Genomic DNA, 20,662 nt, shown 5'->3' with positions numbered 1-20,662 from the left:
TTGGCTACGAGATTTGCGGGGAGCTAACTGGCGCTCTTGGCGCGACCCGACACGCGCGGCTGCCTGTCCGCGTGGCTCGAATGCGAGTCGGCCTTTTCGGACCGGCTGGAGCGCGTCCGTTTGCGGAAGACGAGTTCCTCGACCGTTTGCCAGTAGGCATCCACGACAGCGGGATCTGACGAGGAAATGTTGGAGGTTGCCTGCATCTCCGGGCCGAAACCGGAAAGGGTCGACGTCAGGCTGATCAACAGATAGTGAAAGATGATCGGTTCGCCTTGAGGCAACGCGCCTTCTTCTTGTGCAGCACGAATCTGCGGCAGCAGCCCATTGATCAGCGGCTTGAGCACCGTATCGGCGAGCCACTGCAGTCTAGCGCTGTAACTGAGGAATTCCTGAAGCATGAAGCGATGAAACTCGGGATAGTCGACCGTGAATCTGAAGAGCGCCCGGTACATCACTTTTACGCGTTCCGCGGCGGTGGCGGTAGGTGGCGTATCCGCCAGATGCGCTTCCCACTCGTGACGGATGCGCTCGAAAACAAATTCGGCTACCGCTTGCCACAGAATATCTTTGGAACGGTAGTGGTAAGTGATGAGCGGGTGCTGTAACCCGACCCGGTCAGCGATGCTGCGTATGCTTGCGGCCTCGAAGCCCTTAGCGGCGAATTCCGAAAGCGCCGCGTTCAGGATTGCGGCCCGCGTTTCCTGCGAACGCTGCTGCTCCGCGCGCTGTAGCTCTGTCGGACGGCCCTTCCTGTCAGGATTCTTGTTGGAAACTTTACGTTGCACCATTTGGCTTCTCAAGTAGGAATGTCGTTGCCGGAGCGTGCTTGAACGGGAACCCTGGCAAGACGGGCTTCGATTCCGGTTTCGGCGAGCAGTCTCAAACCCGCGTAGCGAGCGTGGCCGTAAAAAACTATACAAAAGGATAATACAACGGATCACGTGCGCCGCTCGGTTGAGTGGCTGGCGCACGGTCGTGACGTCACCCATTTTAAATTGAACGATGGTAAAGTATAGTGGCGTCGCGGGTGCGAGCAGGACCTCGGCATGGCACCTTGCTTCGACGACGAGTTAATAGACCACTGAATTTGCAGCGCCGTGGTGCGTGCGTCCCTGAATGTCTGAACGCGCCGCGTGAACAGCGCCAACTCTCTCTACTCGACTTCCCTGAATGCAGGTATCGGCTCATGCAGACCAACATCACTTTGACCTCGCGTGACGATCTCGCTGTCATCACCTTAGGAAACGAAGCGCAGGCAAACTCAATCGACCTGGAGTTCTGCGAAGGCCTGTTGAGGGCCCTCGGCGACGTCGAGGCGAACGAGAGGTATCGCGCGGTGGTTCTGCAAGCCACGGGCCGGATATTTTCGGCGGGTGGAAATCTCGTTCAGATCCTGGATGGGCTGCAAAGAGCCGATGGCTTTTTGGAAACACTGATCAGCGCGCTTAACGCTGTGATCCTGAAACTACGGCGCTTGCCGGTTCCTGTGATCGCGAGCGTACAAGGGGCCGCAGCAGGCGCAGGCTTCTCGTTGGCCATGGCGTGCGATCTGGTCGTCGCGTCACATTCGGCTCGCTTCGTTGTCGGTTACGGCAAGCTCGGTACTTCGACAGACGGAGGCCTCTCCTTTCATCTGGCACGCCGCCTGGGTGCAGCGCGCGCCCTGCAACTTCTGCTGGTGAAAGATTCGCTGAATGCAGAAGAAGCGAGTTCGCTGGGACTCGTACAAGACGTTGCTGATCCGGCGTCTCTGGAGGAGGCCACCTTCGCTATCGCGCGGCAGGTGGCGAACTTGCCGCCATCGGCGGTCAGCGAGATGAAATCGCTGGTCGGCAAGGCTTCGGAGCACGGCCTCGAGCAACATCTAGAGGACGAAAAGCAGGCATTCTTGAGATGTGCCTCGACGGAAGCGTTTTATCAGCGAGTCGCCGCGTTCGTTGGACGATCGGATTCGACAAGACACTCGCCAACCTGAAGGCGAAGGTCCCGCCAGCGGACCACACATCGCTCGTGGGTCGCACGAGACGTAGCAGCACGTCACCAAACAATTGCAGCGGCGCCCTGAGTTCAATCGAGCTTGACGGGGCCACAGAAACGGCCAAAAGGCGCGCCTGTCGCCTCCACGCGCACCCTCCGCGCCTCTTTGTCTCTCCCCTCGATCTTCGCGGCCACGCATAGAGCGGCGGCCATGCGACCGCGCGACTCGATCTCATAGGGATAGTCCCAGTCTCTCAATACTTTACGATCGGAAAGTGTTTTCCTAAACTAAAGCTGCACGATCGGAAAATATAAATCGGTACACAACTATCGGCGGCGTTCAGCCGCCAGTAGAACCAAAAGGTCAGGAGATTGGAGATGAAGGGCTTGCCGTGCGCCATCGCGTTACTTTGCGTGTCATCCGCTTCCGTGTATGCGCAAAGCAGTGTCACGTTGTATGGAATCGTTGACGAAGGTATTACCTATACGACCAATCAGAAGGGTGCCTCGAATTGGCAGCTTCAGAGCGGCGGCGCGTCGATCTCGAGATGGGGCCTTCGGGGCGCGGAGGATCTCGGTGGCGGCATGAAAGCCGTTTTCGTGCTGGAGGACGGTTTTGATCCGTCCACCGGCAACATCGGCAATAACGGAGCGCTTTTTGGTCGTCAGGCGTACGTCGGCGTCACAAGCAAGTATGGCTCGCTGACGCTTGGGCGCCAGTACGAAGAGATGGCTGACTTGCTGTCGAAAATCAATGCCGGATTGAATTGGTCGGTCTACTTCGCTCACGCCGGCGACATCGATAACACCGCAGGGACCAACCGTATCAACAACGCCGTCAAATACGTCAGTCCGACAGTGGGAGGATTCTCGCTCGCCGGACTGTATAGCTTTGGAGGACAGGCGGGCCAATTCTCCACGAATAGCGTCAAATCGTTTGGCGTGACTTACGCCGGCGGACCGCTGTATGTTGCCGCCGCCTATACGTATATCAAGAATCCTTTTGCGGCCGTGTTCAACAGCGTCGCGCCGAACGCGGTCACGTTTGCTGCCTATGTGCCCAACGCGAAGAGCCAGACGCTCGCAGGCGTTGGCGGAACCTACAAAATCGGCAACGCGACGATCGGTCTTGAATATACCAACACGCGTTTCAAGAACGCGTTCTTGGGCAACGACGTGCGCTTTGACAACTATGAGGCGAACGTTGGCTACCTGATCCGGCCGGATATTTTGGCCGGCATCGTGTACGTCTATACACACGGCAAGGTCGATGCCACCAGCGCTGCGCCCATCTACCGCGCGCTCGGTCTCTTTGCGGACTACTACCTGTCCAAGCGAACCGATGTCTACTTCGCGGCTCAGTTGATGAAGGCCGGAGGTTCGGCGACGCAGGCACAAATGACCTATGTCACGAATCCCTCAAACGGGCAGTCCCAAGGTCTTTTGCGCGTCGGGCTTCGTCACCGCTTCTGACGAGGACGCGCTTCCACGCATGCTTCAAGGAAACGTAATGGAACACACAGACTATGTTCGTCGCGATATACGCGAATTCCTCAACGAGATTCCGATGGGGAAGAAACAGTGGATCGTGTTTTTTGCCTGCTTCGCGGCAGTCGCGATCGAGGGATTCGATACGATCGTCATGGCGTTTATCGCGCCCGCCGTCAGTCACGAATGGCAACTGCCCCCTGCAGCATCGGCGCCATTGGTCGCTTTAGGATTGGTTGGGCTGCTGGTCGGCTCGATCGTGGGTGGGATGATGGCCGATCGTGTGGGTCGCAGGGCAGTGGGCATCGCGGCTCTCGCTTCCAGCGAGGCGCAATCGATCGCTCAGCTCGTTCTCTTGCGCTTTATCACGGGACTGGGTATCGGTGCCGCGATGCCTGCGTCGTCGGCGCTTGTCGCTGAATATAGTCCGGATCGATCGCGCTCCGCCATGCTCGCCTCGCTCTTTTGCGGGTTCCTGTTCGGCGCCGCTGCCGCCGGTTTCGTCACATCGTTCGCAATAGGTGCCCTGGGTTGGAGAGGGATGCTGGCATTGAGCGGCGCACTGCCGCTGTGTGTCGCGTGCCTTTTTGTTTGGCAAGTACCCGAGTCGCCGCTCTACCTGGTGGCGAGCCGCAAGTCCAACGCAGCTGTCCAGCGAGTCGTGGCCAAGCTGTTCCCCACGGCAGACTCTTCCCGCTTTCGTTTCGTCATTGCGGCCCCGGCCGGCTCGAAGCGGGGAAGCCTGGCGCTCGTCGGAAAGGAATACAGGCTGGGAACCGTGCTGACCTGGGTTGCGGAATTCTCCGGGTATCTGGTGTTCTTTCTCGTTGGAAGCTGGTTGCCCACGCATTTGAAGCAGGCCGGCTTGTCGATGCATGAGGCTTCGCAGGTATCGTCGATGTTCCAGTTCGGCGCGCTTGGCGGTTCGGTCCTTTTCGCATTTCTCGTGCGCCGTTATAACGTAGCCGCGGTCATCTGTGGTGCATTTGGAGCGGGTTCGTTGCTGGTCGTCGCCCTTGGAATGTCCGAGGCCACCTCGTGGCACACGAACGTGGTCTTTCTAGCGGGGCTGGCCATCGGTGGGCCGCTGACCTGCGTCAATACGATTCCAGGCATCTTCTATCCAACCGCGCTTCGTGCGTCCGGCGGAGGCTGGACGGTTGCGATCGGTCGGCTCGGTTCGATTATCGGGTCGTCGTTGATTGGTTTGATCATCGTATCGGGGTGGTCCTATCTGCTTGTTTGCGCTTTGTTGTCGATACCGCTTTTGATCGCCAGTGCTTGTATGGCCCGCATGACCCGCGTTCTCGATGCGCAACGACGGCTGCCGAGCGAAAACGTGGAACCCATCGGTGAGGTATCAGCGACCGACGGAACGTTGCCGAATAGCGCAGCGCAGTAACAGTTTCGTTCTTGTTTTTCCGGCACATCACGTCCGATGACGCGACTTCACCGATCTAAACTTTGCGCGTGTAAAGTATTGCGTATAAGATGGATGGAGCGCGAGGCGGCGTGGGTTGCCGCGCTCAAAGTCCGGAATCGCAAATCAGGAGACAAAGATCATGTCTAAGCGAAAGATCGACACTCACCAGCATTTCTTGCCGAAGCTGTATGTGGACGCCGTAGGTTTGGATCTGCTGAATGCGGCTATGCCAAACGGCGTGGCCCCTACGTGGTCAGAAGAGGCCGCCATCGCCATGATGGACGAGAACGGCATCGACGAAGGCATCCTGTCCATCTCGTCCGGGCCGGCGATTCCGGATGCGGCGGTGCTGCTGAGAAAATGCAACGACCACGCAGCCGAACTTCGATCCCGCTATAAGGGGCGATTCGGATCGTTTGCGAGCTTGCCCCTGCCGGACGTTGACGCTGCCTTGAAGGAGGTCAGTTATTGCCTCGACGAGCTGAACGTCGACGGGTTCATCGTTTTTACGAACTATGAAGGGATGTACTTGGGCGACGAGCATTTCGTGCCTCTCTTCGAGGAACTGGACCGGCGCGGCGCCGTCGTTTTCGTTCACCCCAATCAGCCGCCGCATGATATTCCGCGCGTGGCGCCGGCATCGGTGCTCGAGTATCCCTTTGAGACGACACGTACCGCCACGAGTCTGATCATGTCGGGCGCAATGACTCGCTTCAAGAATATTCGGTTCATCCTGTCTCACGCCGGCGGAACCCTGCCGTTCCTCGTTCCTCGCATTGCCCTTTCCATCTCGATGATGCCTGCAGTAGCCGAGCGCGTCGGCGACACGCTTGCAGCGGTCAGGGCCTTCTACTTCGACACGGCGCTATCGGCCGGGAAATCGTCCCTGAGCGCGCTTGCGCAGATCACCGATCCCGATCACATCCTTTTCGGCACGGACTTCCCGTTTGCGCCGACGCATGCCATTCGACAATTCGGAACGGTGCTCGACGGCATCGAGATTCCGGGTGTCGAGATGGATAAGGTGTACGGAGAAAATGCTGCTCGGTTGCTCGGTCGCTAGAGCTGCGTAGCTAGACGAGGCATTGCCAATGTTGGACCCCATTCCGTTATTGGGCTTTGTTCGTCTTGCATACTTTACGACCGTGAAGTATAGTGACTTTCAGAACCTGCATGGTCGCAGGACATCGCCAATCGGCAAGCGCGAAGTCCGACATCCGAAAGTATGGGCCGCCTCGAATACGACAGCGGCCGACCGTTGAAGCCGAACCTACCAATGAATGTGGAGGGGACATGATTGAAGAACGCGACATCATCGTAACGATGCGAGACGGCACCCGTCTCGCGGTCGACGTGTATCGGCCGGAGGGGAGCGGAAAGTACCCGGTGCTCTATGCATCGGCGCTGCACAACAAGGACCTTCAGGGTCCCGACATTGCCGACGTATTGCCTCCGCAACCCGCGCATGCGCCGCTGTGGTTCGGGCCGGTCGAAGCCGGCGACTCGCGCCGCTTCGTTGCCAATGGTTACGTGCACGTCATTGCACAGCCGCGCGGCTCGGCCAAGTCGGAAGGTCACTACGGTGAAGAGAACACCGATCATTTCGACATGATCGAGTGGATCACGCAGCAGCCGTGGTCGGATGGCAAAGTCGGGATGGTCGGCATTTCGGGTTTCGCGGGAGAGCAATGGCGCGCGGCCGCGCAAGGGCACCCGGCGCTCAAGGCGATCTTCCCCTACGACGCCTGCAGCGCATACGGCGGCATGTTCGGGTTCCGGGATTTCAATCCGGGCGGCGTCATTCATACGTTCCCGTACTTGCTCGACGTTTTCAGCACCGTGCACGAATCGCGCGACAGGCCAGGGCCGCTGCCCGATGAGCAAGAGGCGCTCTGGCGCTCGGCCATGCGCAATCCCGACTACAAGATGTACATCAACCTCTACAACATCCTGACGCAGAAGGGTCAGCGGACATGGGTGATGTATCACATCATGACGAATCCGTGGGAGCCGGACGGGACTGTCGAGCGAGCCGAGGAAACCTTCACGAAGATCAAGGTGCCGTTCTATACGGGCTCCGGCGCCTATGCCTACACCTACAAGCTCCACTGGCTGGGCGCTCAGCACTACTTCGCGAACGTCAAGCAGCCGCGCAAGCTCGTCTTTACGGGCCCGGCGCACCTGGAGCGCCCGTTCCACCAATACCACGACGAGGTCATCCGCTGGTACGACTACTGGCTCAAGGGTATCGACACCGGCATCATGGACGAGCCGCCGGTTCGCTACTGGGTCATGGGCGCCAACGAATGGCGCACGGGCACCGACTGGCCGCTGCCCGAAGCGCAATACACCAAGTATTACCTCGGCGGCTGGGAGCGGCTTTCCACGGACGCGCCGCGTCCTGCGGCGGAAGTCGGCAATGCGCTGCGCGAGCCCGATGTCTTCACGCAGATGCCGCTCAAGAAGACCGCCAAGGTCGAGCGCCTGCGCTACATGACCGATCCGCTGCCGCACGACGTCCTCGTGGCGGGACCGATCTCGCTCACGCTTTATGCCGAGATCGACCAGCCGGACACGAACTGGATCGTCGTGCTGAAGGATGTGGGACCCGACGTATCGGTCGTGACCGCGCGCGTAGGCGAGCGGAACGTTCCGGAGAATCTGCCGGAGCGCGAGCTGACCCGCGGCTGGCTAAAGGCATCGTACCGTGCATTGGATCCCGACCGCTCGACGCCGGCGGAGCCGTTCTACAAGCTGACGAAGGATTCGATCGAGCCGGTTACGCCAGGCGAGGTCGTCAAGTATGAAATCCAGATCCTGGCGACGGCCAACCAGTTCAAGGCCGGTCATCGCATCTGCATCGAAATCTGCAGCCTGGACGTGCCTACGGGCACGGGCGCGATGACCGACGTCGAGTACATCCCGTATCACGTTTGCAGCAGCAATACGGTCACGCACAAGGTCTACCGCGACGCCGAGCGCCCATCGCATGTGCTGCTCCCCATCATTCCGCTGAATGGGGAGTCGTCCTGAAGCGCGAAATCTTGATGGGCGCCGCGGGCGCCCGGTGAATTTGACGGACAACATGAGGTTAGCTAATGAAGAGCATTCGTTTTGAGCGTGATGGGAAGGTCGGACATATCGTGTTGGCGAATCCGCCCTACAACCGCCTCGACCAGCGCTTTGCCCAATGCCTGCGAGACGCCGTTCACGAGGCCAGCGAAGCGGATATCCGGGTGCTCGTCATCCGCGCAGAGGGGCCGCATTTCAGCCTCGGCGGCGAGGTTCGCGAATGGCCGGGCAAGGACCTGAACTGGTTCCGCACGTTCGTTGCAGAGGTCAATACGTCGTATCGCGCGATCGAGGCGCTGCGTGTGCCGACGGTGGCGGTGGTGCAGGGCCTGGCGTTCGGCGGCGGCCTCGAGCTCGCCTTGGCTTGCGACTTCGTCGTGGCGGCGACCGATGCCGTGTTCCGCTGTGTCGAGGTGACGACGGCGATGTTGCCGATCGCCGGTGCGCTGCAGCGGCTGGCCGAGCGTGTGGGGCGCAGCCGCGCGTCACGCTTCGCCATGCTCGGCGAGCCGATTCCGGGCAGCCTGGCCGGGGAGCTCGGGATTGCCACCCATGTGGCCGAACCGGATCAGCTCGAGCGCGTCGCGAAGGCGCTGGTGACGAAACTGGCAGACGGCCCGACGCTTTCGTATGCGGCGACGCGCACGCTGCTCAAGACGTGGTCGAGCGGCGGCGTGGCGGGCGCCGATATCGCCATGCTCGATATCACGATGCCCCTTTACCTCACGGAAGACGCCACGCGCGGCTTTGCCAACACGGCTGAAGCGTTCGACCGCGACGAGGAGCCGGCTGACATGGTGTTCTACGGGAAGTAACGTCATGCAAACCTTACCCGGTTCCCTTGCGCTCATCGCGCCTGCCGACGGCATGGCCTACGTCCGCGGCGCGGCGGATATTCCATTGAGCGAAGCCACGATCGGCGAGTTTCTGAGAGACACGGCGCACCGCTTTCCCGAGCGGCAAGCCGTGGTGTTCCGCGAGCAGGGCGTGCGCTGGACCTGGAAGGAATTCGACGAACGAGTCGATCAGCTCGCCGCAGGACTCTTGTCGTTGGGCATAGCGAAGGGCGATCGCGTTGCAATCTGGTCGCCCAATCGATTCGAATGGCTGCTCACGCAGTTCGCCACGGCGCGCATCGGCGCGGTGTTGGTCAACATCAATCCCGCCTACCGGGTTTCGGAACTCGAATACGCGTTGCGCAAGGTCGAAATCAAAGCGCTCGTGACGGCAGAGCAGTTCAAAACGTCGAAGTACGTTTCCATGCTGCTCGACATCGCCCCGGAACTCGCATCGCAGCCAGCCGGCGATCTCCATTGCGCGCGCCTGCCGGACCTCCGTACCGTCATATGCGTCGGTGATCCGGGCATGCCGGGCATTTTGCCGTTCTCCGCGGTGATGGAGAAGGGCGAGGCGATCCTGCGCGACCAAGGTCAAACGACGATCGCGCTCTCCGCTCACGATCCGATCAATATTCAGTTCACGAGCGGCACCACGGGCAACCCGAAGGGCGCCACGCTGACGCACCGAAACATCGTCAATAACGGGCGTTTCGTGGCGATGGCGATGAAGCTGACCGAAGCCGATTCGCTCTGCATCCCTGTCCCGCTTTACCACTGCTTCGGAATGGTTCTCGCGGTGCTGGCGTGCGTATCGGTCGGGGCGCAGATGGTCTTTCCAGGCGAGGGATTCGATGCCGGCGCAACGCTCGCGGCAGTCGCGGAAGAGCGCTGCACGGCACTTCACGGCGTGCCGACGATGTTCATCGCGGAGCTCGAGCATCCGGATTTCCCGTCCTTTGACTTGAGCAGTCTCCGCACGGGCATCATGGCGGGTTCGCCGTGCCCGATCGAGACCATGAAGCAAGTGGTGGCGAAAATGCACATGCGGGAGGTCACCATCGCATATGGCATGACGGAGACGAGCCCGGTGTCGTTTCAGAGTGGCACCACGGACCCGCTCGATAAGCGCACGACCACGGTCGGGCGAATCCAGCCTCACCTCGAAGTGAAGATCGTCGATCCACTTGGCAATATCGTGCCTGTTGGCGTAACCGGAGAGCTTTGCACGAAGGGATACTCCGTCATGCTGGGCTACTGGGGTGACGAGGAGAAGACACGCGAAAGCATCGTCGATGGATGGATGCATACGGGCGACCTCGCGACGATCGACGCCGACGGCTATTGCAACATCGTCGGCAGACTCAAGGACATGGTGATTCGCGGCGGCGAGAACATCTATCCCCGCGAAATCGAGGAGTACCTGTTCCGGCACCCCAAGATTCAGAACGTTCAGGTGTTCGGCGTACCCGACGAAAAGACCGGCGAGGAACTGTGCGCGTGGATTGTGCTTCGGCAAGGCGAATATGCCAGCGAGGAGGACATCCGCGATTTTTGCCGCGGACAAATCGCACATTACAAAGTGCCTAAGTACGTTCGCTTTGTCGATGAACTGCCATTGACGGTCACGGGAAAGGTGCAGAAATTCGCGATGCGCGAGGAAATGATTCGGTTGCTGAATTTGAGCGAGAAGAAGACCGCGTGACGGACGGATGGGCGTTGTTCAATCAGGCCGATAGACCCGCTAATGTAATTAGTTATCCATATAAAAATTTCAACGTCAGCAGATGACGAGATCTTGAGACTAGGAGTTTCGACATGGCAGAATTCACTACAGACGTGCTCATCGTAGGATCGGGGCCCGCGGGCTCCGCCTGCGCCGCGCTGCTCTCGACCTACGGTGTCGAGAATATGGTCGTCAACATGTACCGTTGGCTGGCCAATACGCCGCGGGCACACATCACGAACCAGAGAACCATGGAGGTCCTTCGCGATCTCGGCCCGGAAGTGGAGCAGGAGGCTTATCTGCACGCGACCAGCGACGATCTCATGGGCGGAACGGTTTTTTGTGAGAGCCTGACCGGCGAGGAGATTGGCCGGGCGCCGAGCTGGGGCTTGCATCCCGCGTCGCGAGGGGAGCGCCGGTTGGCGAGTCCCACGAAAATGAATGATCTGCCTCAGACGTTCATGGAGCCGCTGCTGTTCAAAACGGCTTGCTCGCGCGGCACCGAGGCGCGGATGAGCACCGAATACGTGAGCCACACTCAGACGGATGAGGGGGTGATCACGGTCTGCCGTGACCGATTGAGCGGAGAGGAGTTCACGGTCAGATCGAAGTATCTGGTCGGCGCGGACGGCGGGAACTCCAAGGTAGCGAAGAACGCTGGACTGCCTTTCGAAGGAAAGATGGGGGTGCGCGGCTCGATGAACATCTGGTTCCGTGCCGATCTCTCCGAACTCGTCGCGCACCGTCCTGCGGTGCTCTACCCGATCATGCAGCCTGGCGCGGAGGTCGGCGGCATCGGCATGGGCCTGATCCGCATGGTGCGGCCGTGGAATGAATGGCTGATCGTCTGGGGCTACGACATCAACGAACCTGCGCCGGTCATCGACGAGGCCAAGGCAACTGAAATCGCGCGTCAGCTCGTCGGCAAGCCCGATCTCGAAATCAAATTGCTCGGAGCGAACACGTGGACCGTCAACAACATGTACGCCACGCGCATGCAAGACGGACGCGTGTTTTGCATGGGCGACGCCACGCATAGGCATCCGCCGTCGGGTGGCCTGGGCTCCAATACGTCGATTCAGGACGCGTTCAATCTCGCCTGGAAGCTCGCAGCGGTGATCAAGGGGAAGGCGGGCGAAGCGCTGCTCGACAGCTATACGCTGGAGCGCGCTCCGATCGCGAAGCAGATCGTCACGCGCGCCAACCAGTCGATTGCCGAATTCGCGCCGCTCTATCGTGCGCTCGGCATTGACGAAACGACGGAAGGGTCCGTCATGCAGGCCAACATGCATGCTCGCAGCCAGTCGACTGCAGCCGCGGAAAAGCAGCGAGAGGAAATTCGCGAAGCGCTCGTGTTCAAGAAATATGAACTCGACGCTCATGGGGTCGAGATGAATCAGCGCTATCGCTCAGACGCGATCGTCACGGATGGTCAGACGGAACCGGCCTTCGAGCGCGACCCCGAACTGTATTACCAGTCGACGACGTGGCCGGGCGCCCGCCTGCCGCACGCCTGGGTGTTTGACAAGCGTGGACGTCAGCACTCGACGCTGGACCTGGCCGGGCATGGACGGTTCACGATTTTCACGGGGCTCGGAGGCGAGGCATGGGTCGAGGCGGCCCGGCTTGCCGGCGAGGAGCTTGGCGTCGAAATCGATGTCCACGTCATCGGCCCGCGACAGGCTTACGCGGACCATGCGGGCGAGTGGGCACCCCTGAAGGAAATCAGCGACACGGGCTGTCTGCTGGTCCGTCCCGACCATCATGTCGCTTGGCGGAGCCTCAAGCTCGTGGCGGATCCGGCTGCCGAACTTCGCCGCGTCTTGCACAGCGTGCTTGCAAAATAGGCGCTGTCGCTGCGTCTTGCTCCGAGCCGCTTGGGAAGGGCGAGGAGCGAGACGCGGGAGAGAGGGGAGAGAAAAGTGAAGGAACTCATACCGCAAACATCGGGCGGGGCAGGTCGCTTTCCGCAGCGAGTCCACATTGTCGAAGTGGGGCCTCGAGACGGCCTGCAAGCCGAAAGCAAACTCGTGCCGACCGAAGTCAAGATCGAACTCATCGATCGGCTCGTCGGCGCAGGCGTGACACGAATCGAAGCGGCCTCCTTCGTATCGCCGAAATGGGTCCCGCAGATGGGGGACGGTGCGGCCGTGATGGCGGGAATCGAGCGCGTGCAGGGCGTCTCCTATGCCGCGCTCACGCCCAACATGAGAGGGCTCGAAGCCGCCATGGAGAGCAACGTCGACGAGGTCGTCATCTTCGGCGCGGCAAGCGAAGCCTTTTCCATGCGCAACATCAATTGCTCAGTCGAGGAATCGGTCAAACGCTTCGTCCCGGTGGCGCAACGGGCGAAAGAAGCGGGACTGCGTTTGCGCGGCAGCCTCTCCTGCTCGTTTGGATGCCCGTACCAGGGGCAAGTGCCCGTCGATGCGGTCGTCGACATGGTGATGCGCTTCCGTGACCTCGGGTGCGATGAAATCGACATTGCCGATACGATCGGTGTAGGTACGATGACGCACGTCCAGCAAGTCATCGAACAGGCTTCAAGCGTGTTTCCGTTGGAGCGCTTGGCTGGCCACTTTCACGATACCTACGGCCAGGCGCTGGCCAATATCGTTGGCGCCCTGCAGGTCGGAATGTCGGTATTTCATTCGTCCGTCGCGGGCCTCGGCGGATGCCCCTACGCGAAAGGCGCCACGGGGAACGTTGCCACAGAAGACCTGCTGTACCTTCTGGATGGATTGGGCATTGAAACCGGTATTGACCTCGACGCGATCGTATCGACAGGCGCGTGGATGAGTCAAAAAATGGGCAAGGAAAATGGCTCGCGTGCCGGCAAAGCGTTAGCGGCGCGCAAGTCCATCAATGGATTGCGCGTCGTCTAAACGCTCGCCAGCGCACCGAATGCGGGCAATGTCTCGAACACGAGCTGCTCGACGGTGCGCCAATAGGCGTCGGCTAAAGCCGGGTCGGACGGTGAAAGATTGCTGGTCGCCGAGATTTCCGGGCCAAAGCCCGACAGCGTCGACGTCAAGCTGATCAACATATAGTGAAAAATAATAGGCTCGACCTTCGGCAATGCCTGCTCGTCTTGAGCCGCGCGAATTTGCGGTAGGAGCCAATCGATCAGCGGCTTGAGAATCGTGTCGGCGATCCATTGCAGCCGGGGACTGTAGCCTAACGTTTCTTGAAGCATGAAACGATGAAGCTCCGGATAGTCAACCGTGAAACGGAATAGCGCCCGATAAGCGAGCTTAACCCGATCGAGCGCGCTTACCGAACCCAAGTCTGTTAGATAGGAATCGCGTTCCCGGCGCACGCGCTCGAATACGTATTCGGCAACGGCTCGCCATAGGATTTCTTTGGTTCTGAAATGGTAAGTGATGAGCGGATGTTGCAAACCAATTCGGTCTGCAATGCCGCGAATGCTTGCGGCGTCGAAACGTTTGGACGCGAATTCCGCCAATGCAGCGTCCAGAATAGCCGAACGGGTTTCTTGTGCTCGTTGCTGCTCGGCACGCTTGGATTCCATCGGACGATGTGTCCGGGCGGACTTTGAATCGATAGCTATACGTTGCGCCATGCCGTGACTCTATTGCGAAAACACAAGGAGATATGTCTATGCACATTAGCATAGATCCTTGCGATTTTCTCGGCCTAATGGCTGGCGTGATTTGCCATTATGTGTGGCAGTGCGAATGACGAATCAAAAAACACTGAATAGTGCCATGCTTCACGGCTTGGGTGCACTTCCATCGAATGCGCGTTGCAGCAACGCGCGAATCGCGTCGCGTTCCAGCGGCCGGGGATTCCAGTACGCATTGCTGCACGCGAGGTCGGTGGCCTGATCGAGCTGATCTTCACGCATGCCGATATCTTTCAACGCAATGGGTGCGCCGTTTGCACGCGCGAGCTCGAACAGACCCAGCGCGGCGTTTTCATGTCCCACTGCGCGGGCGATACGTTTCATCGCGTCGGGTGCAGCGTCGGCGTTGTAGGCCAGCGCGTGCGGCAGGACGATGGTATGCGTCGGCGCGTGCGGCAGATTGAAACTGCCGCCAAGCGTGTGGCAGAGCTTGTGATGCAGCGCCATGCCGACGCTTCCGAGCACGGCACCGCACAGCCAGGATCCGTAAAAGGCGTCGGCGCGCGCAGAGGGATCGCTCGGATTGGCGACGATGTTGGGCAAGCTGCGCGCGAGCGCCGCGATGCCTTCTTCCGCCATCAAGCTCGTAAGCGGGTTGGCGTCGCGTGAATACAAGCCTTCTGCCGCGTGAGCAATCGCATTGATGCCGCTTGTCACCGACATGCCGACGGGCAGAGTCAGCGTCAGGTCCGGATCGTAGATGACCGTCTTGGGCAGCACGCGAATGTCGGTCCCGGTCCGCTTAAGGCCCGCATCCGTGAGCCCGTATATAGGCGTCATTTCGCTGCCCGCGTAAGTGGTGGGCACGGCGAGAATGGGCAGGCTCGACTCGAGTGCGATCGCTTTCGCAAGGCCGATCGCCGATCCGCCGCCGACGGCGATCACGCAATCGGCGCCGAGCGTTACGGCGACCGTTCGTGCTTCGGCTGCCAGCTCGACCGGTACGTGCATCGCGGCGCGATCGAATACGCCCGCAGCCCGGTTCCCCAGTTGCTCGGCGACCGATGCGCCGAGCGCCTGCTGTTCCGGGCTGCACAGAACCAGCGCGCGCTGCGCGCCCAGCGCCAGTAATTCGCGTTCGAGATGGACGCGTGATCCACTCCCAAATACGACGCGTGTGGCGCGACCGTTATAGATAAAGTCAGAAGCGGGCACGGAGGACCTCGAAGACGCATTGAGCGCGTAGAGCTCGGATGGAATGACTGGATTTCTTAGGCGCAGAGTCACTTTCGATGCGCCGCATCATCGCGTGTGTCCGACAGGATTCAGGACGAAGTCGTAGTCGAGCGTGTAAAACGGCGTGTCCATTCGAGTGCCATCCGGCGCGATGCCCGGAGGGTGCTCGATCCAGTCCGCCACAAGCGTCGAGCGCACGCCGAAGACGGCGTCCGAGTCGAGGTACTGGTCCCCGTTGCGGAAAACATGCGTGATCAAGGGCTCGTACCCGGCGGCGTTGATCCAGAAATGCAGGTGTGCCGGGCGCCAAGGATGTCGTCCGAGCGCATCGAGCATCTTGCCCACCGGACCATCATGGGGGATGGGATACGCCTCCGCGAGTATCGACCGAAAGTGGAAGCGTCCGTCAGGAAGCGTGCGCAAGCGGCCGCGGCCCCGATGCGCGTCTTCGGCTTGCTGCGGTTCGGGATACTGCACGTCGTAGTTGCCTTCTTCGTCCGATTGCCAAACTTCAAGCGTCGCGTTCGGCACCGGCTCTCCATGCAGACCGCGAATCTGGCCCGTGACAAAGCACGGCTGGCCTGCCGCACCGTTGGATATGTCGTCGCCGTTCCGGTACTCGGGTGCGCCTTCGACGAAGAACGGACCCAGTACCGTCGCTTCCGTGCATTCGGCCGGCTTCCGGTTGTTCTGCGTCGTGGTCAGCATCGACAGGCCGAGCGTATCCGACAAAAGTATGAACTCTTGACGCTTATCGTCAGTGATATGGCCGACTTCGGTGAGGAAGTTGATCGCGTACAGCCACTCGCTCTCGGTCAGCCTGACCTCTCGCGCGAAGGAGTGCAAATGTTGGACGAGGCTGGTCATGACCGTTCGCAGCCTGTCATTGCTGCAGCCGGACATCGCTGCGAGCACGGCCTGGGTGATGGTGTCTTCGCTGATATTGCGCATTGCCTGTCTCCGAGTTTTTGCTTGCCGACTCCACTGCCGAAGAGGCGGTCATATCGGCACTCTAGCGACGTTCGAGGCGGAAAAATATGCGCTATAGTGAAAACATATTTCCACTGAGCGGAAGAATCGTCGCATGGATCGCTACACGCAGATGGAGTTCTTTGCGATGACGGCCGACCTCGGCAGTCTGTCCAAGGCAGCGGAACGCCTCGGTATTTCGAATGCAGCGGCGAGCCGCATGTTGAGCGCGCTCGAGGACCGCTTAGGCGCGCGTCTGGTCGAGCGAACCACCCGCCGATTGTGGCTGACCGATGCAGGGCGCGAGTATCAGCGGCGCTGCGCGTCGATTCTCGCGGACATCGCGGAGGCGGATGGTGCTGTGAGCGACATGGCCTTGCGCCCAAGCGGTGTGCTGCGCGTAACCAGTTCGGTGTCCTTCGCAGTGCTGCATATTGCGCCCTGGTTGCCGGAATTCAACGAGCGGTACCCCGAGCTGTCGGTGCACATTACGGCGGCGAACCGTTACCCGAATTTCATTGAGGAGGGCATCGATTGCGCGATTCGCACGCGCGAACATGAAGGGGATTCCGGCATCACCATCCGGCGGCTGGCGCACACGCGCCGCGTGCTGGCCGCCTCGCCGGCGTATCTCGCGCAGCACGGCGTGCCTCAGACGCCGGAAGACATCGTCAATCAGAAAGTGCTCATTTATAGCTACACGGCGAACCCCTATCTGCTGGAATTCAAGCGAGGCCGAGAGCGGCGCAACATTCCCATCAGCGGGGTGCTCGAGTCGAACGAAGGTCAGGTGATTTGCGCAGCGGGCCGGGCCGGTCTGGGAATCGTGGTCCAGCCGCTTTACATCGTGCACGACGATATCGTCGCCGGCCGGCTGATTCCGCTGCTGGACGACTGGGAGCTGCCGCCGCTGACGATCAATCTGGCGTACCAGAGCCGCCGGAATCAGCCGGCGAAGATTCGGGTCTTTGCCGATGCGTTGAGCGAGCATGTGAGGAAACTGGACTTGGAAAATCGCTGGAACGCGGTGCCGAAAAAAGCCTTCGCTGCACGAAGCGCTCAGAAAAACCAGGCTCGCTGACCAGGGGCAGCGCATCGCCGCCGCTCTACCGTTTCCGGTTCATGTCTTCGAATCCCGTCACGAGCGCATCGAGCAGGTGACGGACGGCCGGAACCATCCCTCGGCGCGTGGGGAAGATCGCGTGCACGATGCCCGGCATGGAAGCCAGGTTCGGGAGCAGGTGCTGCAGCCGGCCGCTCCGAAGATCCGTGTCCACCAGCTCTCTTGGCAGCAACGCCACGCCGACGCCGGATATCGCCGCAACCCGCAGGCTGGCCAGGTCGTCGGTGGCCAGGCTGGGCTGATGGTCCCATGATGTCGCGCGCCCTTCGGCGTCGACGAGGTTCCAGACGAACCGCTCGCTGCTGCTGGCCATGTTGAGCGTGGGCCAGTCGTTCAGGGATTCGATCGAGCTTGGCACCGGATGGCGCGCCGCCAATTCGGGACTGGCAACCAGAATCTGGCTCGACACGCCAAGCTGGCGGACAGCGAGATCGGTGTCTTCCAATGGCGGCAGCCTGACACGGATGGCAAAGTCCAAGCCTTCCTCGACGACGTCCACGCGGCGGTTGGTGGCATCCAGCCGGATTTGCACATCGGGGTTGTCCTGGATGTATCGCGAAATGATCGCGGAGACGCCGGACTCCAGCAGTCCAACGGGACAGCTGATGCGGACGGTGCCCTGCGGCTTGGACAGCGTCCGGTCCACGATGTCTTTGGCGGCCTTGGCTTCCGAGACCAGCGCAAGGCAATGCTGGTGGAACTGCCGCCCGGTCTCCGTCAAGGACAGGCTCCGGCTCGTGCGATTGAGCAGGCGCACGCCGAGTTCCTCTTCCAATGCGCGAATGCGCCGGCTGAGTTTCGACGTCTGAATGCCGAGGTTGCGCGCGGCCGCCGTATAGCTTCCATGCTCGACCACCTCTGCGAAGAGCCGAAGATCGTTGAGGTCAGTGATCGAGTTCATGGGCGGGCCTTGCTTCCGTTTATCGTTCTATCAGCGGCAATGATGCGTTCCAATTTCGCTGCTATGCACGAGTTCGTTGCAAATATAGCATTCTCCCATCGCCCGCACCAGCGCTGAATCCTGTCAGCGGCCTAGGTGACAAGCGCCGCATCCGCGGCGGCGGGAACCGGAGGCGCACATGCTCACACACCGGCGTTGGAAATCATTGGACCGAGCGGATCTGGACTGGCTGCGCGCGAAACATCATTTCGCGGTCAGCGCCGGCGGCAATCCCGCGCATGCCGCGCTGGGCCCGCTGATCGTCTGGAACGACGACGAGATCGCGGTGGGAGGCGGCTTCCCCATGCACGGGCACCGCGACATGGAGATCATCACCTACGTGCGCCAGGGCTTGCTCGGGCATCGCGACACGTTGGGGTCCGAGGGAGCGATCCACGCCGGCGATGTCCAGGTCATGAGCGCGGGCACGGGCATACGGCACGCCGAGTTCAACCGGGGCGAGGTGCCGCTCAAGCTTTATCAGATCTGGCTGCTGCCTCGTGAAGCGGGCGGCAAACCCGCGTGGGACACCAAGCCATTTCCCAAAGACGACCGATCGGGACGATTCGTAGTCCTAGCCAGCGGATTCGCAGGCGATGAAGGTGCGCTTGCTATCCGCGCCGATGCGCGTGTGCTTGGCGCATTGCTCAAGGCAGGAGAGCGCGTTCGATACGAATTGAGCCCGGCGCGCCGTGCCTATCTCGTCGTGGCCTCGGGACGCATCGCAGTGAACGGCGAGTTCGTTGGGCCGCTGGACGGCGTGGCGATCACACAGGTCGGCACGGCGCAGATTTCCGCGCTTGAAGATTCCGAGCTGGTGATGGTGGACGCCGGCTAACTCTTTTTCTCGCATTCCACCTACGCAATTTCATTTCAGGAGTTCGTCATGGAACGTTTCAAGTTTCTCCCGCTGTTGGGCCGCATCATGATCGGTGCGCCGTTTGTCATGAGCGGGCTGGGCAAGCTCGGCGCGTATGCGGCGACGGTTGGCTATATCGCGGCGATGGGTCTGCCCGTGCCGCCGCTCGCCTTCGTCGTTGCCGTGCTGACCGAGCTGGGCGGCGGCCTGCTGCTGTTGTCGGGCTACCGGGCTCGCTTCGTGTCGCTGGCGATGGCGGTGTTCTGTGTGGTCACGGCGATGTTCTTTCACCACAACTTTGCCGATCAAAACCAGATGATTCACTTCCTGAAGAACGTGATGATGGCGGGCGGCCTGCTGCAGATCGCTTACTTCGGCGCCGGCGCATTCAGCCTGGACGCGCGCGCCGGACGGGCAGGAGCGTACGTGCCGTCTTTGGACGCGAGCTAAGCGGCGACACGACAGTGTGGTTGGCGGCGATGCCTTGCGCTTCATCATCGGACCCTTCGGATGCGTATTGATCGCAACCGGAGGGTCGCAGTCTGTCCTCACTGGCACGAGCACTACCTGATACGACCGGAGCGGCGAAGCTGTTCCCCTAGCTGCGCAATCCTTGTTTCTCCGGCTTGCAGCGCGGCTTCCGAGGTGTGCACGGAGTAGTACCCGAGCGACAGCTCGTGCGGATGCGGGACCGCGGAACCAAGGACGAATTCCGCATCTGACTCGGCGATGAACTCCAGAACGCCCTCCGACTCGCTGAAGACGGCAAGCTCGGCATCGATCCGCTGCCCGGCGACGCGAAGCGCGCCGCGCTGAATGCTCAGCCAAGCGACAACGTGACCCGCAGGCGGCGCGTACCGCCATTGCTCGCCGGCCGCGAGCCGCACATGCAGGTAGTTGATGCCCGGGGGCGCCGACGCGGGGCTCTGTGCATTGTCGTAGCGGCCCAGAATGACGCGGGCCGGACCGGCCATAGGAATCTCGCGGGCGGACAGATACTGGCTCTTGGCTTCGCGCAGTTCCAGGTCGCTCGGCAACGCCGTCCATAGCTGATAGCCGTGCACTCGCGTGCGGCCTTCAGGGTAGCCGTCATGCCACACGCCACCGCCGGCGTTCATCCACTCGACGCCGCCCGTTGACATGACGCCGGATGCGCCCGTCGTGTCTTCGTATCGGACTTCGCCATCGAGCAGGATGGTGGTGGTCGCGATTCCGGAATGCGGGTGCATCGGAAACCGTGCATTGGAATGCGCGGGGATGTCGAAGTAGTCGAGGAAGACAAAGGGTTTGAGCAGTGCGCCAAGGTCGCCTGGGCTGAACAATCGATTGACGGGGCCATGCGGCCTGCCTGCGGTTCGGGCGACGATCGTTCTCGTCATGGGAAGCTGCGTCGCAAGACTGGCCGTATCGTTTGCGGCGATGGA

General features: G+C 60.8%; 18 protein-coding genes. 12 read left to right on the top strand and 6 right to left on the bottom strand.

What is annotated here, in order from left to right; all coding sequences use genetic code 11:
• Positions 1-23: 23 nt before the first annotated feature.
• On the bottom strand, positions 24-791 hold the full coding sequence (locus FAZ95_RS22985; RefSeq protein ID WP_175425729.1) for a TetR/AcrR family transcriptional regulator: 768 nt from the start codon (positions 789-791) through the stop codon (positions 24-26).
• 398 nt (positions 792-1,189) lie between these two features.
• Between FAZ95_RS22985 and FAZ95_RS22980 the strand changes: the two genes are divergently transcribed.
• The 9 genes from FAZ95_RS22980 to FAZ95_RS22940 all read left to right on the top strand — a co-directional run bounded on the left by FAZ95_RS22980 (position 1,190) and on the right by FAZ95_RS22940 (position 13,410).
• A complete protein-coding gene (locus FAZ95_RS22980) occupies positions 1,190-1,978 on the top strand; it encodes an enoyl-CoA hydratase/isomerase family protein (RefSeq protein ID WP_137334834.1) in 789 nt (262 codons plus the stop codon).
• Positions 1,979-2,358: 380 nt separating this feature from the next.
• Positions 2,359-3,453 carry a porin gene (locus tag FAZ95_RS22975; protein WP_254700409.1) on the top strand — a complete coding sequence of 365 codons (1,095 nt, stop codon included), beginning with the start codon at positions 2,359-2,361 and terminating at the stop codon, positions 3,451-3,453.
• A gap of 37 nt (positions 3,454-3,490) precedes the next feature.
• Positions 3,491-4,870, top strand: coding sequence for an MFS transporter (locus FAZ95_RS22970; RefSeq protein WP_175425728.1), 1,380 nt, complete (start codon positions 3,491-3,493; stop codon positions 4,868-4,870).
• Positions 4,871-5,030: 160 nt separating this feature from the next.
• Entirely contained in the window at positions 5,031-5,954 is a 924-nt protein-coding gene (locus FAZ95_RS22965) for an amidohydrolase family protein (protein ID WP_137334831.1), read from the top strand.
• Positions 5,955-6,184: 230 nt separating this feature from the next.
• Entirely contained in the window at positions 6,185-7,924 is a 1,740-nt protein-coding gene (locus FAZ95_RS22960; RefSeq protein ID WP_175425727.1) for a CocE/NonD family hydrolase, read from the top strand.
• Positions 7,925-7,989: 65 nt separating this feature from the next.
• Complete coding sequence (locus FAZ95_RS22955) at positions 7,990-8,778, top strand: enoyl-CoA hydratase/isomerase family protein (protein ID WP_137334829.1); 789 nt, start codon at positions 7,990-7,992, stop codon at positions 8,776-8,778.
• A 4-nt stretch (positions 8,779-8,782) separates the two neighbouring features.
• The gene (locus tag FAZ95_RS22950; RefSeq protein ID WP_137334828.1) at positions 8,783-10,504 is read left to right on the top strand and encodes an AMP-binding protein; all 1,722 of its coding nucleotides are present in this window, start codon (positions 8,783-8,785) and stop codon (positions 10,502-10,504) included.
• Positions 10,505-10,617: 113 nt separating this feature from the next.
• Positions 10,618-12,372 (top strand): FAD-dependent oxidoreductase, encoded by a 1,755-nt coding sequence (locus tag FAZ95_RS22945; RefSeq protein WP_137334827.1) that lies wholly within the window; start codon positions 10,618-10,620, stop codon positions 12,370-12,372.
• A 75-nt stretch (positions 12,373-12,447) separates the two neighbouring features.
• Positions 12,448-13,410 (top strand): hydroxymethylglutaryl-CoA lyase, encoded by a 963-nt coding sequence (locus tag FAZ95_RS22940; RefSeq protein ID WP_254700262.1) that lies wholly within the window; start codon positions 12,448-12,450, stop codon positions 13,408-13,410.
• On the opposite strand, the gene FAZ95_RS22935 is transcribed toward FAZ95_RS22940, so the two are convergent.
• The 3 genes from FAZ95_RS22935 to FAZ95_RS22925 form a co-directional block, all read right to left on the bottom strand.
• Positions 13,407-14,057, bottom strand: a complete 651-nt coding sequence (locus FAZ95_RS22935; protein WP_175425726.1) for a TetR/AcrR family transcriptional regulator — start codon at positions 14,055-14,057, stop codon at positions 13,407-13,409. The genes FAZ95_RS22940 and FAZ95_RS22935 overlap by 4 nt on opposite strands.
• Before the next feature lie 201 nt (positions 14,058-14,258).
• The gene (locus FAZ95_RS22930; RefSeq protein WP_137334825.1) at positions 14,259-15,326 is read right to left on the bottom strand and encodes a maleylacetate reductase; all 1,068 of its coding nucleotides are present in this window, start codon (positions 15,324-15,326) and stop codon (positions 14,259-14,261) included.
• A gap of 87 nt (positions 15,327-15,413) precedes the next feature.
• On the bottom strand, positions 15,414-16,298 hold the full coding sequence (locus FAZ95_RS22925; protein ID WP_137334824.1) for an intradiol ring-cleavage dioxygenase: 885 nt from the start codon (positions 16,296-16,298) through the stop codon (positions 15,414-15,416).
• A gap of 133 nt (positions 16,299-16,431) precedes the next feature.
• Here FAZ95_RS22925 and FAZ95_RS22920 point away from each other — a divergent pair, with 133 nt between their 5' ends.
• A complete protein-coding gene (locus FAZ95_RS22920) occupies positions 16,432-17,397 on the top strand; it encodes a LysR family transcriptional regulator (protein ID WP_137334823.1) in 966 nt (321 codons plus the stop codon).
• A 25-nt stretch (positions 17,398-17,422) separates the two neighbouring features.
• Here the strand turns inward: FAZ95_RS22920 and FAZ95_RS22915 are convergent, their stop codons facing one another.
• On the bottom strand, positions 17,423-18,340 hold the full coding sequence (locus tag FAZ95_RS22915) for a LysR substrate-binding domain-containing protein (RefSeq protein ID WP_137334822.1): 918 nt from the start codon (positions 18,338-18,340) through the stop codon (positions 17,423-17,425).
• Between the two features lie 178 nt (positions 18,341-18,518).
• Between FAZ95_RS22915 and FAZ95_RS22910 the strand changes: the two genes are divergently transcribed.
• Together FAZ95_RS22910 and FAZ95_RS22905 are read left to right on the top strand one after the other, a co-directional pair.
• Positions 18,519-19,217: a pirin family protein gene (locus FAZ95_RS22910; protein WP_137334821.1), complete on the top strand. Its 699-nt coding sequence runs from the start codon at positions 18,519-18,521 to the stop codon at positions 19,215-19,217.
• 48 nt (positions 19,218-19,265) lie between these two features.
• The gene (locus tag FAZ95_RS22905) at positions 19,266-19,688 is read left to right on the top strand and encodes a DoxX family protein (RefSeq protein WP_137334820.1); all 423 of its coding nucleotides are present in this window, start codon (positions 19,266-19,268) and stop codon (positions 19,686-19,688) included.
• Between the two features lie 113 nt (positions 19,689-19,801).
• On the opposite strand, the gene FAZ95_RS22900 is transcribed toward FAZ95_RS22905, so the two are convergent.
• Positions 19,802-20,617 carry a pirin family protein gene (locus tag FAZ95_RS22900; protein WP_137334819.1) on the bottom strand — a complete coding sequence of 272 codons (816 nt, stop codon included), beginning with the start codon at positions 20,615-20,617 and terminating at the stop codon, positions 19,802-19,804.
• Positions 20,618-20,662 lie beyond the last annotated feature (45 nt).

Origin of the sequence: Trinickia violacea (assembly GCF_005280735.1) — a bacterium.
In the GTDB taxonomy this organism is placed as follows: domain Bacteria; phylum Pseudomonadota; class Gammaproteobacteria; order Burkholderiales; family Burkholderiaceae; genus Trinickia_A; species Trinickia_A violacea.
Note: the sequence above shows the minus strand (reverse complement) of the source record. Positions and strands in the feature narration are given on the sequence as shown.